Here is a 13,981-nt window from a genome sequence, read left to right on the forward strand (position 1 = left end):
CCCTTGCGCTCCTGCGTCATCAGCCCGCTGCGCCAGCCGATCCCCACCTTCAGCCCCGGCCCCAGCGCGTCCACCCGGCGCCGCCACGCCGCCGCCCGCTCCGGCTCCGCCACGAGCCAGCCGGCACGCGATGGAAACCGCCCCAGCTCCGGGCGCAGGTGCCGCGCCAGGGACCCCGCCGGGACCTGCACCTCGGCGTCGGGGGGAGCGACGCGTTCGCCCCCGGCCGCGTCGCAGCTTTCGGCGCGCACGGCCGCATCCGGAAAGGAGCGGGCGAACAGCGACACCAGGCGCCGGTCGGCCTCGATGGTCAGCCGGCCGCCGGCGCCGTCGATCAGGTCGCCGTAGCAGGAGGCGAACAGCATCTCGTCGCCCACCCCCTGCTCGCGCCAGACCAGCAGACGGCGGCCGGCCAGCGGCTCGCCGCGCCAGAGGGGAGCGGCGATGCGGCGGTCGGGACGCGCCTCGCGCGCCGCGAACCGGCGGTCGTAGCCGTACCAGCCGCGCGCGAGGTCGCCGTGAAGCAGCGCCAGCAGCGCCAGGTTGTAGGACGCGGTCGCGAGGTCCGGCTTGCGCTCCAGCGCCTGCTCGTAGCAGGCCACCGCTTCGGCGACCTTCCCCTGGGCCTGCAGCGCGTTGCCGAGGTTGTAGAGGGCCTCGACGAAGTCGGGCCGCCGCTCCAGCGCCATGCGGTGGCAGGCTTCCGCCTGGTTCGGCCGGCCCAGCCGCTTCAGCACGCTGCCCAGGTTGTTGAGGGCGCCGACGTGGCCGGGCGCGCGCCGCAGCGCCTGGCGGTAGGCGATCTCGGCCTCCTCGTAGGCGGCCTTCTGCTGCAGGGCGGAGCCCAGGTTGTACCAGGCGTTGGCGTCCTCCGGCCGGAGATGGACGACGGCCCGGTGCCGCGCCACCGCCTCGTCGAGCCGGCCGATGGCGGCCAGCGCGTCGCCGAGGTTGTTGTGCGCTTCCGCCATGGCCGGCTGCGCCGCGGCGGCGCGGGCGAACGCGTCGACGGCGCCGGCGACGTTGCCCGTCTCGCGCAGGGCGTTGCCGAGGTTGAACCACGCCTTGGCGTAGTCCGGCCGCAGGCCGAGCGCCGTCCGCAAGCTGCGCGCGGCAGCGGCGGGGTGGCCGCCGGCCTGCAGGGCGTTGGCGAGGTTGAAGCGGGCCGGCGCCGAATCGGGGCGCAGCCGCAGGGCGCGGCGATGCGCCTCGGCGGCCTCGGCGTGGCGACCGGTGGCGGCCAGGGCGGACCCCAGATTGTCGTGGTAGTCGGCGACGTCGGCGGCGGCGTCGACGGCGCGGCCGATCAGGGCGACGGCGACCTCGGGCTGGCCCACCTGGATGGCGAGCACGCCGAGCAGGTGCAGCGCGTCGGCGTGGCGCGGCTGCGCCTCCAGGACGGCGCGATAGCCGGCCTCGGCCTCGGCCAGCCGGCCGGCCTGGTGGTGGGCGACCGCCTCGGCGAGGCGGGCGGCCGCGTGCCCGGCCGGGAGGTCCGGTGTCCCGGCTGGCCGGCCCTGTCTCGGTTCCTTGCCCATGGTGCCCGTCGCGTCCCGCCGTGCTGCCCGTCCCCCGCCGGCCGCCATGGCAACATGGCCGTGCCATTCGGCGCAAGTCCCGGTACAACGGGGGGCTGATTCCCCACGACCCAAGGTTCCGCCGTGACCGACCGGCCTTCACCCCAGCGCGCCTCCGCGCTCCGCCGGAGCGCCCACGCCGACCGGCTCGCCCGGCTGTTCGCCCGGGCGTCGGGGCTCGCCGGCGAGGGGCGCCTGGACGATGCGGTGGCGGCCTACCGCCGCCTGCTGGCGGCCGACCCCGGCCATGCCGAAGCCTACAACAACCTCGGCAGCGTCCTCGACGCGCAGGGGCACCACGCCGCCGCGGTCGCGGCCTACCGGCGGGTGCTGCGGCTCGGCCGCGATCACCCCGCCGTCCACTACAACATCGGCTCGACCCTGAACCGCGCCGGCCGGCGCACCGCCGCGGCGCGCAGCCTGCGGCGGGCGCTGGCCCTGGCGCCGGACTACGCCGAGGCCCACAACAACCTCGGCAACCTGCTGCGCGAGTCCGACCCCGAGGCCGCCGCCGCCGTCTACCGCCGTGCCGCGGCCTGCCGGCCGGACCTGGTGATGGCGCACGACAATCTGGGCAGCGCCCTCTACCTCCTGCACGAGGCGGGCGCCACCGCGGTGGCGGCCCGCCTCGCCGCGCTGTGGCTGCGCGACCATCCCGAGCAGCCGCTGGCCCGCCATGCCGCCGCCGCCATGGCCGGGATCGGCGACGAGGCGCGCGCCGCCGACGGCTACGTCCGTCTGCTGTTCGACGGCTTCGCCAAGGATTTCGAGCGGACCCTCGCCGGGCTGGACTACCGCGCCCCGGCGCTGCTGGCCGCCGCCGTGGCCGCCGACATCGGGGCCGACATCAAGGCCGGGGCGGCGACCGCCGTGGCCGCGTTGGACGTGCTGGACGCCGGCTGCGGCACCGGGCTGTGCGGGCCGTTCCTGCGGCCGCTGGCCCGCCGTCTGGTCGGCGTCGATCTGTCGCCGGCCATGCTCGACCGGGCCCGGGAGCGCGGTCTCTACGACACCCTGGACGAGGCCGAACTGGGCGCCTTCCTGGCGGCATCGCCGGCCGCCTTCGACCTGATCGTCGCCGCCGACGTGCTGTGCTACTTCGGCCCTCTCGACGGGATTCTGGCGGAGGCGGCCCGCGCCCTGCGGCCGCGCGGGCTGCTGGCCTTCACGGTGGAGCGATCGGCCGACGGCGCCGACCACCGGCTGAATCCGCACGGCCGCTACGCCCACGGCGAAGGCCACGTGCGCGGCGCCCTGACCGGCGCCGGCTTGGCGCCGGTCCGGATCGAAGCGGCGGTCCTGCGCCAGGAGAGCGGGCGCCCGGTGGACGGGCTCGTCGTCACCGCCCGCCGCCCTGGGGCCAGCCAATAGGGGCGAGGTCCTGCCCAACCGTTGGGCAAGAATCCATCCTTTCCGCAACGGATGAACCTTTCCCGGGCAAGATGCGTTCCAGTCCTCGAACCGGCGTCTTATCGGCTCGACTCCGTGCGCCCGATGAATCGTCGTGCACGGGACAATCATGAACAAACCCTTTACGGTTTCGTAAGTTCGATGTAATCTAATTTAGACTGCCCTCTAGACCGGACATGCGGACATGTATGTGGCAAGCGCTGCCTACGCTGCCTCCTCCGGGGCAGCCTACCTCGCGGCTCGCGGAACCGTGTCCGCCGGCCAGCCGGACGACGGGCGCGTGATGGAGCGGGCCGGCGGCCCGTCCGCGGCGACCGGCGGCATCCCCGCCTTCGAGGAGGAGCCGGTGCTCGGCCGCTACCCGGTCGTCGCCTTCTCCTTCAACGCCGACGCCTCCAAGCTCGTTCTTCTGTACCGTGATCCGGCGACCGGCGAGACCGTGTCGCAGATCCCCTCCGAGGTGGCCCTCAAGCAGTACGAGGAAGCGCAGAGGAAGGAGAGGAAGGAGAACCAGCCCAAGCTGGAGCTGGTGGTCGGCGGCACGGGCTCCGTCGTCCCGACGCGGGGCACGACGCCCGGGACGTCCGCGTCGGCGCCGGCCGATGGCGGCACGGCACCCAGCGATGGTGCCGGGAAAGCGGCCGCTCCGGGCACGGCCCCGGCCCCGGCCCCGGCGGCAGCGCGTGCCGCGGCGGGCGGCGGAACGACGCCCCCGATCAATCTGGTGATCTGAACCGACGGAACCGCCCATGCCCATCGATCCCGCCGGCACCAGCGCTCTCGGCGCGGCCTTGACCTTGCAGCAGGGACTGGGGCGGATGGCGTTCGGCGTGAGCGCACTGGCCCAGACGGCCCAGCAGCAGCAGGAGGTGGTGACCTCCCTGCTCGGCGGCACCGGCAGCACCGGCAGCGGCAACGCCACGGCCACCGGCACGCGCGGCCAAGCCCTCGATATTCTCGTTTAGCGCTCGCTCAGCGGCTCGCTCAGCGGGGCGTGCCCGTCCGGGGTACGGCCGGCATCGGGGGGCGACGCCCCCCGGCGGGCGGATCAGCTTTCCTTCGACTTCTGGGTGTCGCTGATGGGCTGCACCGGGTTCTGCTCCTGGCGCTGCATCTGCGGCTGCTCGGCGGGCTGCGGTGCCATCGGCTGCTGCGGTGGCTGCTCGGCCGGCTGCGCCGGCTTGGGCCCGGCCTTGACGTCCTCGTAGACGGCCTTGGTGATGCCCAGCAGCTCGTCCTTGGAGAGGCGGCCGATCAGGGCGTAGGCGAGACCGCCCTCGACCCAGTAGAAGGTGGCGACGTCGCCGTTCTGGGCGAAGCTGAACGACGCCTCCTGTCCCGCCGGCGGCTGGCCGACGAACAGGGTGATCCGCTTGCTCTGGTCGTTGATGTACATGTACTGGGCGCCCGCGCCCGTGTCGGTGGGCAGGGAGCGCCCGCCGATCAGGCGGTAGCCGACCTTCGACAGATCGGGGCCGAAGACCGAGCGGCCGACGCGATGCGACAGCCAGCTGTTGAGGGCGCCCTGATCCTCCGCCCCCATCTCGACCTGGAAGCGCTCGTCGGCGGTGTAGAAGCGGTGGGCCTGCGCCGCCTCCTCGGCGAAGGTCTGCAAGGTGGCCCGCTTGGCCACCGGCTGCGCCACGGTGACCGGGGCGGGGGCCACCGCGCTGCGGCCGAGATAGCCGCCGGAGGCGCCGGCGACCACCAGCATGACCGCCGCCGCGACCCGCACCAGCGGGCGGGCGTGCCACGGCGGAACGTTGTCGTTGCCGGCAAGGCGACCCTTGAGCTGCAGCGTCAGCTCGTGCGCCGCGTCGGTCGGCGCCTCGCGCAGAACGGGATCGAAGATCTCGTGCAGCAGGGCGGCCTGGGCGCGGTAGTCCTCGACCCGGCGCGCCGCCTCGGCGTCTTCGGCCAGCCAGCGTTCCACCGCCAGGCGGCGGTCGCCGTCGAGGCAGCCGTCGACGTAGGCGTGCAGTTCTTCGTCCATCACCCGATGCGCATTCATCACTTCACCCTTCGCAGGGCCACCGAACCGTCGTTGGCCAGCTTCGCCCGAACCGCGTCCCGCGCCCGGGACAGGCGCGACATCACAGTGCCGATCGGGACGCCGAGCGTGGCGGCGACCTCCTCGTACTTCAGGCCCTCCAGCGCCACCAGCAACAGCACCTGCCGCTGCTCGTCTGGCAGCTCGTCGAGGGCGCGCATCATGTCGCGCACCTCGATCCGCTCCTCCTGCCGGGCCGGGGTGACCAGGCGGGACTCCACGGCCTCCACCGGCACCTCGTCCGGCCGCGTGGCGCGGGATCGGACCTGATTGACGTGGACGTTGTGCAGGATGGTGAAGAGCCATGCCCGCAGGTTCGTCCCCGCCTTGAAGGTGTCCGCCCGCGACACCGCGCGGGTCAACGCCTCCTGCACCAGGTCCTCGGCGTCCGTGCGGTTGCGCAGCAGCGCGCGTGCGTAGCGGCGCAGCGACGCGATGTGGACTTCCAGCTCGACCCCGAATTTGCTCAACCGCGCACCCGATCGGTTCAGGCGGCCGGTCTCCCGCGGGAGACGGCCCACCCTGAGGTAGGAAGACGCGGCGCTCGTTCCAGGTCGGTGGTCGGCCAGGTCGTCGGCCGGGGAACCGGTGCCATCTGGACGAACGCGCGTCATTCACGTTTATTCCAGACCCATTGCCCGTGCAGCAAAATTTCGGCGGAATCGTGGCGGGACCGGTCGGCAGCCCCGAAATTGCCTCGGCATGCCTGTGGAAAGGCCGGGGCCGCCGGAAAGGTTCCCGGCCTGTCCGAACGGGGTGGCGGGAGTGGGGTACCTCGTCGCGGCGGCGTCAGCCCTCGCCCGACCGGAACCGGTAGCCGACGCCCGGCTCGGTCAGGATGAGCCGCGGCCGCTCCGGCTCCGCCTCCAGCTTCTGGCGGAGCTGCTTGACGTAGACGCGCAGGTACGCGGTGTCGTCGACGTGGGCCGGGCCCCAGACGGCGCGCAGCAGCTCGCCGTGGGTCTGCACGTGATCGGGGCGGCGGGCGAGCGCGAACAGCAGGTCCAACTCCTTGCGCGACAGATGGACCTCCCGGCCGTCGCGCTCGACGATCCGCCGGTCGAAGTCGATGGCGACGCCCGCCGCCCGGACGACGCGGGCGGCGTCCCCCTCGGGCGGGTGCTGGCGCAGCGCCGCCCGCACCCGCGCCATCAGCTCGCCGATGCCGAAGGGCTTGACCACGTAGTCGTCGGCCCCGCGGTCCAGCGCCTCCACCTTGTCGTATTCCTCGGCGCGCACCGACAGCACGATGATCGGCACGGGGCTGGCCTTGCGCAGCGCGCTGATGACGTCCTGGCCGTCGAGGTCCGGCAGGCCGAGGTCGAGGATCACCAGGTCCGGCCGGTCGCGGGCGCAGGCGTCGATCCCGGCCCGGCCACCGTCCGCCTCGACCACGGTGTAGCCGTTGGCCGTCAGGCTGATCCGCAGGAACTTGCGGATCTGCGGCTCGTCGTCGACGACCAGGATCGTTGCGCCACGCGTGTGGTTCGGCGTCATGCCGTCCCTCTTCATACCGCCGAGCCGAAACCCTGACACACGGATGCCCCACCCCGACCCTTCCCCGCTGCGCAGGGGAGGGTGGGGGCAAGAGATGGGTCAGCCGTTCCGCTCGATGCTATCACTCCTCGGCCGCCGCCGGCAGGGGCGGCGGGGCGGTGACCGGCAGGGTGACGATGACGCAGGTTCCCGCCTCGTTGATGCCGGGCTCGGCCCGGATGTGGCCGCCGTGCGCCTCGACGATGCCGCGGCAGATCGCCAGGCCCAGCCCGGTGCCGGCCGCCTGCCGGTCGCCGGCCTCGACGCGGTAGAACATGTCGAACACCCGCTCGCGGTCGCGCTCGGGGATGCCGGGCCCGAGGTCGCACACCTCCACGACCACCTTGTCGCCCCGCCGCCGCGCCCACACCGTGACCGGGGTGCCGTCCGGCGAATATTTGCACGCGTTGTCGACGAGGTTGAAGAAGACCTGTTCCATCAGCACGGGATCGAGGCGGAGCAGCGGCAGCCCCTCCTCGAGGTCGAGCCGCACGCGGCGGCGGCGCAGCATCGACCGCGCCCGTTCGAGGGCGGAGCCGACGACGTCCTGCAGGTCCACCCAGTCGGTGCGCGGCTTCAGCGCCCCGGAACCGATGCGCGTCATGTCGAGCAGGTTCTGGACGAAGCGGTTCAGCCGTTCCGCCTCCTCCTGGATCGTCTGGACGAGATCCAGGCGCTCCTCGGGTTTCAGGGAACGGTCGTAGTCGCCGAGGCTGGAGGCCGCGCCGAGGATCGACACCAGCGGCGTGCGCAGGTCGTGGGACAGGGAGGATAGGAGCGCCGAGCGCAGGCGTTCCGTCTCGGTGGCGAGGCGCGCCGCCTCGATGTCGGACACCAGGGTGGTGCGCTCGACGGCGAGGGCCGCCTGGTCGGTCAGCGTGTCGAGGAGGCGCCCCTGCTCGGGCGACAGGAGCTGCTGGCCGTCGCCGATCTGCACGCCCAGGATGCCGACCGATCCGCGGGCGGTGCGCAGCGGCAGGAACAGCCAGTCGGCGGCCGGCAGGGTGGTGGAGCCGCGGCCGGCCGGCTTGCCGTGGTCCCAGGCCCATTGGGCGGCCGCCATCGCCTTGTCGTCCAGACGGTCCTCGGGCGGGTAGCCGGCGCGCACCTCCAGCAGACCGTCGGCCGGCATCAGCACCAGCGAGCGGCCGCCCACCGTCGAGGCGACGTGGTGGACCACCGCCCACAGCACGTCGTCCAGCCCGACGGCCGCGGCGACGCGCCGGTTGAAGTCGTACAGGTTGGCGGTGCGCCGCGCGCTCGTCTTGGTGGCCTCGACCTGGGCGCGCACCCGTGCCGCGAGGTTGCTGGCGATCACCGCGACGATCACGAAGAACAGCATGGTCAGCGCGTTCTGCGTGTCGGACACGGCGAAGGTGAAGCGGGGCGCGGTGAACAGGTAGTTGTAGGGCAGGAAGCTGAGCAGCGAGGCGTAGAGCGACGGCCCGAGGCCGAACCGCACGGCCACCAGCAGCACCGCCAGCAGGTAGGCCAGCGACACGTTGGGCAGCGGAAGATACCAGTAGATCGGGAAGGCGACCGTGGTCGCCAGCCCCACCATGGCGGTCGCCGCGGCGTAGCCGGCCCAGTCCGGTCCGGCCGGCGCGGCGTCCCGGCCGGCGGACCGGCCGGGACGTTCCTCCTCGGCGGACACCACGAGGATGTCGAAGTCGCCGCTGCGCGCCAGCAGGTCGCGGGTCACGGAGGGGCGCAGGCCGCCGAACCAGCGGCGCGGATGGGGGCGGCCCACCACGATCTGGCTGACGTTGCGCGCCCGCGCGCAGGCCAGGACCTCCTGCGCCACGTTCTCCCCCTGGACGACGACGCTTTCGCCGCCGAGCTGCGCGGCCAGCCGCAGGGCCTCGGAAATCGCGTCCTTGTCGGCCTCCGGCAACGCCGCGTGCCGGTGGGTCTCGACGTACAGGGCGACCCAGGGCGCGCCGCGGCGCTCGGCCGCGCGCTTGGCGGTGCGCACCAGGCGCATGGCCGTCGGCCCGTTGTCCAGGCACACCAGGATGCGGTCGCGCGTCGGCCAGGGACGGGAGACGGCGTGGGTGCGGCGATAGCGCAGCATCTGCGCGTCGACCCGCTCCGCCGCCTGGCGCAGGGCCATCTCGCGCAGCGCCGTCAGGTTGCCGGCGGAGAAGAAATGGTCGGCGGCGCGCTGCGCCTGCTCCGGCACGTAGACCTTGCCTTCCGAGAGCCGCTTCAGCAGCTCCTGGGGCGGCAGGTCGATCAGCTCGATCTCGTCCGCCTTCTGCAGGACGCCGTCGGGCAGGGTCTCGCGCACCTTGACGCCGGCGATCCGTTCGACGACGTCGTTCAGGCTTTCCAGATGCTGGACGTTGAGGGTGGAGTAGACGTCGACGCCGGCGTCGAGGATCTCCTCGACGTCCTGCCAGCGCTTGACGTGGCGGCTGCCGGGGATGTTGGTGTGGGCCAGCTCGTCCACCAGCACCAGCCGCGGCCGGCGCGCCAGGATCGCGTCCAGGTCCATTTCCCGGAAGGAACGGTCGCGGTACTCGACCGTGCGTCGCGGCAGGATCTCCAGCCCTTCCAGAAGGGCCTCGGTTTCCGCGCGCCCGTGCGTCTCCACGACGCCGACGACGACGTCGCCGCCTTCCTGCCGGCGCCTCTGCGCCTCCTCCAGCATGGCGTAGGTCTTGCCGACCCCCGGCGCCGCGCCGAGGAAGATCTTGAGCTTGCCCCGGTGCTCGTGGACGGCCTCTTCGAGCAGCGCGTCGGCGGAGGGGCGGGATTCGTCGTCGGACATGATGGTCGGTCGGCCGTGGGGTGGCAGGGCGTCGCAACGGAACGTGACCGGAAGGCCCTTGTCTCCGGCCGCCGTGTGCGCCGCCATCCTTTATGAAAACCTGGCCGTTTTCAATATCCGCGATGTCGAGGGGCGGCGACGATTTGTCCAGTTCCACCGATTTCGGGCGTTTATGGATTCTTTATACGCCGCTACGAGGAATTTACGGCCTTCCGTATCGAGCCTTCACGCGTCTTCATGAAACGATGCCCTCCTGCGCAAGGGTTTTCCGTGCCGGAGGATTGGCGATGGCGAGGCTGTTCGGGCGGGATGCCCGGAGAGACGCGGGACGGGCGGCGACGCCGGCCGCCCGGCTGCGGCGGTTCGACGACCTCGGTGAGATCGAGCGGGCGTGCGCCCTCGTGGTGGCGCGCGAGGCCATGCTGGCCGCCTACGGCGGCGGGCTCCCCTGGCGGGAGCAGCAGACCCTGCTGGCCGCCTACCTGCGCCGCCAGGGCATCCTCTACACGCCCCCCGTCACGGACCCGCAGGACGGCCCGGCCTGATACGGCCGCGGCTGCGACCACTCCCCGATGCGATCCGGAGTTCGAGATGTTCGACATTCTTTTCCTGGCGATCGTGCTCGCCTTCTTCGGCTCGAACGCGCTTCTCGTGCGCGCGTTCGACCGTCTTTGAGGAGGGTCGCGCCATGACCTTCGACCTCGTCCTGGGCGGACTGGTCGCGGCGGCCCTGCTCGGCTACCTCGGCTACGCCCTGTTCCGTCCCGAGCGGTTCTGACGGAGGCGCTCCCATGAACGCTGCGGACATCCTTCAGATCATCGTCTTCTGCGGCCTGCTGATCGCCCTGACCCCGGTCGTCGGCGGCTACATGGCGCGCGTCTTCACGGGCGAGCGGGTGTGGCTCGACCGCGCGCTGGGTCCCGTCGAGCGCGGCGTCTACCGCGTCTGCGGCATCCAGGCCGACCGCGAACAGCACTGGACGGCCTACGCGCTCGCCCTGCTCGCCTTCAACCTCCTCGGCTTCCTCCTGCTGTACGCGCTGCTGCGCCTGCAGGCCTGGCTGCCGCTGAACCCGGCCGGCATGGGGCCGGTGGCCCCGGACCTCGCCTTCAACACGGCGGTCAGCTTCATGACCAACACTAACTGGCAGGCCTACGGCGGCGAGAGCACGCTGAGTTACCTCAGCCAGATGGCCGGGCTGACGGTGCAGAACTTCGTCTCCGCCGCCACCGGCATCGCCGTGCTGATCGCCCTGATTCGCGGCTTCGCGCGCCGCTCGGCGCGCACCGTCGGCAACTTCTACGTCGACGTGACCCGCGCCACCCTCTACGTGCTGCTGCCCGTCAGCGTCGTCACGGCGCTGTTCCTGGTCAGCCAGGGCATGCCGCAGAACCTCGACGCCTACGCCGTCGCCACCACCGTGGAAGGCGGCCAGCAGGTCATCGCGCAAGGTCCCGTCGCGTCGCAGGTCGCCATCAAGCAGATCGGCTCCAACGGCGGCGGCTTCTTCTCGATCAATTCGGCCCACCCCTACGAGAACCCCACCCCGCTGTCGAACCTGGTGGAAATGGTCTTCCTGCTGCTGCTCGCCGCCGGCCTGACCTCGACGTTCGGCCGCATGGTGGGCGACCGGCGCCAGGGCTGGGCCATCTTCGCCGCCATGGGGGTGCTGTTCCTCGCCGGGCTCGGCGTCGCCTACTGGGCCGAGCTGCAGGGCAACCCGGCGATGATCGCCGCCGGCCTCGATCCGTCGGGCGGCAACATGGAGGGGAAGGAGGTCCGCTTCGGCGTCGTCAACTCGGTGCTGTGGGCGGTGGCGACGACGGCCGCCTCGAACGGCTCGGTCAACTCCATGCACGACAGCTACACTGCGCTGGGCGGCATGGTGCCGCTGGTCAACATGATGCTGGGCGAGGTCGTCTATGGCGGCGTCGGCGCCGGCCTCTACGGCATGCTGATCTTCGTGGTGCTGGCCGTCTTCATCGCCGGCCTGATGGTCGGGCGCACGCCGGAATACCTGGGCAAGAAGATCGAGGCGAGGGAGATCAAGCTGGCGATGGTCGCCGTGCTGACGGTCCCGCTCGGCATCCTCGGCTTCTCGGCGCTCACCATGGTCCTCCCCGCCGGTCTCGCCGGCATCCAGGACCCGGGACCGCACGGCCTGAGCGAGGTGCTCTACACCTACAGTTCCGGCACCGGCAACAACGGATCGGCGTTCGCCGGATTCGGCGCCAACAGCCTCTACCACAACACGACCATCGCGCTTGCCATGCTGCTCGGCCGCTTCCTGGTGATCCTGCCGGTGCTGGCCATCGCCGGCGCCCTGGCCGCCAAGAAGATCATCCCGGCCTCGGCCGGCACGTTCCCGACGCACGGCGGCCTGTTCGTCGGGCTGCTGGCGGGCGTCGTGCTGATCGTCGGCGGCCTGACCTTCTTCCCGGCGCTGGCGCTCGGCCCGGTGGTCGAGCACCTGATGCTCGGCACCGGCCTGCTGTTCTGAGCGCCCGCAGCCCCAAGGACACCCAACATGATCCATCGCACGTCGGAGATCTCCCTGTTCGACGCCCGGATCGCCGGCCAGGCGGTCGGCGTCGCCGTCCGCAAGCTCGATCCGCGGGACCTGGTGAAGAATCCCGTCATCTTCGTCACCGCCGTGGTGGCGCTCCTGTCCACCGTGCTGTTCCTGCGCGCTCTCGCCGGCGGCGGCGAGAACCTCGCGGTGGTCGGGCAGATCGCCGCCTGGCTGTGGTTCACGGTGCTGTTCGCCAACTTCGCCGAGGCCATCGCCGAAGGGCGCGGCAAGGCGCAGGCGGCCAGCCTGCGCCGGACCAAGACCGAGACCATGGCCAAGAAGATCGCCGCCGAGACCGCCGAGGCCTTCCAGACCGTCCCCGCGGCGTCGCTGCGCGCCGGCGACCTGGTGGTCGCCGAGGCGGGCGACGTCGTCCCCGGCGACGGCGACGTGATCGCCGGCATCGCCACGGTGGACGAGAGCGCCATCACCGGCGAATCGGCGCCGGTCATCCGCGAGTCCGGCGGCGACCGCTCCGCCGTCACCGGCGGCACCCGCGTGGTGTCCGACCGCATCGTCGTGCGGATCACCGCCAACCCCGGGGAGAGCTTCCTCGACCGCATGATCTCGCTGGTCGAAGGGGCCAAGCGCCAGAAGACGCCCAACGAGATCGCCCTGAACATCCTGCTGGCCGGCATGTCCATCATCTTCCTCCTGGTGGTGATGACCTTGCCCGCCTTCGCCGACTATTCCGGTGCGGCGATCCCGGTGGTGTTCCTGGTGGCGCTGCTGGTGACGCTGATCCCCACCACCATCGGCGGCCTGCTGTCGGCCATCGGCATCGCCGGCATGGACCGGCTGGTCCGTTTCAACGTCATCGCCAAATCCGGCCGCGCCGTGGAGGCGGCCGGCGACGTCGACGTCCTGCTGCTCGACAAGACCGGCACCATCACGCTGGGCAACCGGCAGGCGGCCGAGTTCATCCCGGTCGCCGCCGTCGCCGAGCGCGACCTCGCCGAGGCCGCCTTCCTGTCCTCGCTGGCCGACGACACGCCGGAAGGCAAGTCCATCGTCGCGCTGGCCCAGCAGCGCTTCGGCCTCGACCCCGCGGCGCTCGACCGTTCCGGCCTGACCTTCATCCCCTTCACCGCCCAGACCCGCATGAGCGGCGTCGACGTCGCCGGCGCGGCCGGGGCGGCCGCGGCGCTCCAGGGCGACGGGAATCCGACGGCGGAGGTCGAGACCCGGATCCGCAAGGGAGCGCCCGACACGGTCGTGGCGCTGGTTGGGCAGCGGGCGGTCACGCGCGATCTGACCCAGGCGGTCGAGCGGGTGGCCAAGGCCGGCGGCACGCCGCTGGTGGTGGCGCGCGACGGCCGGCCGCTCGGCGTCGTCCACCTGAAGGACATCATCAAGCCGGGCATCCGCGAGCGCTTCCAGATGCTGCGCGCCATGGGCATCCGCACGGTGATGATCACCGGCGACAACCCGCTGACCGCCGCCGCCATCGCCGCCGAGGCGGGCGTCGACGATTTCCTCGCCGAGGCGACGCCGGAGAGGAAGCTGGAGCTGATCCGCCAGTACCAGGGCGAGGGCCGGCTGGTGGCGATGTGCGGCGACGGCTCCAACGACGCTCCCGCCCTGGCCCAGGCCGACGTCGGCGTGGCGATGAACACCGGCACCCAGGCGGCGCGCGAGGCCGGCAACATGGTCGACCTGGAGAGCGACCCGACCAAGCTGATCGAGATCGTGATGATCGGCAAGCAGCTGCTGATGAGCCGCGGCGCCCTGACCACCTTCTCCATCGCCAACGACGTGGCGAAGTACTTCGCCATCATCCCGGCCCTGTTCATCACCGCCTATCCCCAGCTCCAGGCGCTCAACGTCATGGGGCTGGACAGCCCGCAGAGCGCCATCCTGTCCGCCATCATCTTCAACGCGCTGGTGATCGTCGCCCTGATCCCGCTGGCCTTGCGTGGCGTCGCCTACCGGCCGGCCGACGCGGCCAGCCTGCTGCGCCGCAATCTGCTGGTCTACGGCCTCGGCGGTCTCGTGGTCCCCTTCGTCGGGATCAAGGCCATCGACCTCGCCGTCACCGCGCTCGGCCTCGCCTGAGGAGTGC

12 protein-coding genes are annotated in these 13,981 nt (G+C 72.1%); 7 read left to right on the top strand and 5 right to left on the bottom strand.

The window, feature by feature from the left end:
* On the bottom strand, nt 1-1,538 hold a 1,538-nt coding region (locus ACSBPG_RS29420), incomplete at its 3' end, for a tetratricopeptide repeat protein (protein ID WP_435540813.1).
* Between the two features lie 123 nt (nt 1,539-1,661).
* Between ACSBPG_RS29420 and ACSBPG_RS29425 the strand changes: the two genes are divergently transcribed.
* The 3 genes from ACSBPG_RS29425 to ACSBPG_RS29435 all read left to right on the top strand — a co-directional run bounded on the left by ACSBPG_RS29425 (nt 1,662) and on the right by ACSBPG_RS29435 (nt 3,952).
* Nucleotides 1,662-2,948 carry a tetratricopeptide repeat protein gene (locus tag ACSBPG_RS29425; protein ID WP_435540814.1) on the top strand — a complete coding sequence of 429 codons (1,287 nt, stop codon included), beginning with the start codon at nt 1,662-1,664 and terminating at the stop codon, nt 2,946-2,948.
* 289 nt (nt 2,949-3,237) lie between these two features.
* Nucleotides 3,238-3,720, top strand: coding sequence for a hypothetical protein (locus tag ACSBPG_RS29430; protein WP_435540815.1), 483 nt, complete (start codon nt 3,238-3,240; stop codon nt 3,718-3,720).
* Nucleotides 3,721-3,736: 16 nt separating this feature from the next.
* Nucleotides 3,737-3,952 (top strand): hypothetical protein, encoded by a 216-nt coding sequence (locus tag ACSBPG_RS29435; protein ID WP_435540816.1) that lies wholly within the window; start codon nt 3,737-3,739, stop codon nt 3,950-3,952.
* An 83-nt stretch (nt 3,953-4,035) separates the two neighbouring features.
* Here the strand turns inward: ACSBPG_RS29435 and ACSBPG_RS29440 are convergent, their stop codons facing one another.
* The 4 genes from ACSBPG_RS29440 to ACSBPG_RS29455 all read right to left on the bottom strand — a co-directional run bounded on the left by ACSBPG_RS29440 (nt 4,036) and on the right by ACSBPG_RS29455 (nt 9,346).
* Complete coding sequence (locus tag ACSBPG_RS29440) at nt 4,036-4,998, bottom strand: anti-sigma factor family protein (protein WP_435540817.1); 963 nt, start codon at nt 4,996-4,998, stop codon at nt 4,036-4,038.
* Nucleotides 4,998-5,507: a sigma-70 family RNA polymerase sigma factor gene (locus tag ACSBPG_RS29445; protein ID WP_435540818.1), complete on the bottom strand. Its 510-nt coding sequence runs from the start codon at nt 5,505-5,507 to the stop codon at nt 4,998-5,000. Before ACSBPG_RS29445 ends, ACSBPG_RS29440 begins: the two co-directional genes overlap by 1 nt.
* Before the next feature lie 319 nt (nt 5,508-5,826).
* Nucleotides 5,827-6,534 carry a response regulator gene (locus ACSBPG_RS29450; protein WP_435540819.1) on the bottom strand — a complete coding sequence of 236 codons (708 nt, stop codon included), beginning with the start codon at nt 6,532-6,534 and terminating at the stop codon, nt 5,827-5,829.
* Between the two features lie 121 nt (nt 6,535-6,655).
* A complete protein-coding gene (locus ACSBPG_RS29455; RefSeq protein ID WP_435540820.1) occupies nt 6,656-9,346 on the bottom strand; it encodes a DUF4118 domain-containing protein in 2,691 nt (896 codons plus the stop codon).
* A 287-nt stretch (nt 9,347-9,633) separates the two neighbouring features.
* Here ACSBPG_RS29455 and ACSBPG_RS29460 point away from each other — a divergent pair, with 287 nt between their 5' ends.
* From ACSBPG_RS29460 to kdpB, 4 genes are all read left to right on the top strand, one after another.
* The gene (locus ACSBPG_RS29460) at nt 9,634-9,891 is read left to right on the top strand and encodes a hypothetical protein (RefSeq protein ID WP_435540821.1); all 258 of its coding nucleotides are present in this window, start codon (nt 9,634-9,636) and stop codon (nt 9,889-9,891) included.
* A gap of 143 nt (nt 9,892-10,034) precedes the next feature.
* Entirely contained in the window at nt 10,035-10,124 is a 90-nt protein-coding gene (gene kdpF, locus ACSBPG_RS29465) for a K(+)-transporting ATPase subunit F (protein ID WP_435540822.1), read from the top strand.
* Nucleotides 10,125-10,137: 13 nt separating this feature from the next.
* Entirely contained in the window at nt 10,138-11,847 is a 1,710-nt protein-coding gene (gene kdpA, locus ACSBPG_RS29470) for a potassium-transporting ATPase subunit KdpA (RefSeq protein WP_435540823.1), read from the top strand.
* Between the two features lie 27 nt (nt 11,848-11,874).
* Complete coding sequence (gene kdpB, locus ACSBPG_RS29475; RefSeq protein ID WP_435540824.1) at nt 11,875-13,974, top strand: potassium-transporting ATPase subunit KdpB; 2,100 nt, start codon at nt 11,875-11,877, stop codon at nt 13,972-13,974.
* The last annotated feature ends 7 nt before the right edge of the window (nt 13,975-13,981 follow it).

The sequence above is a fragment of the Azospirillum sp. ST 5-10 genome, assembly GCF_051225715.1.
Classification (GTDB): Bacteria; Pseudomonadota; Alphaproteobacteria; order Azospirillales; family Azospirillaceae; genus Azospirillum.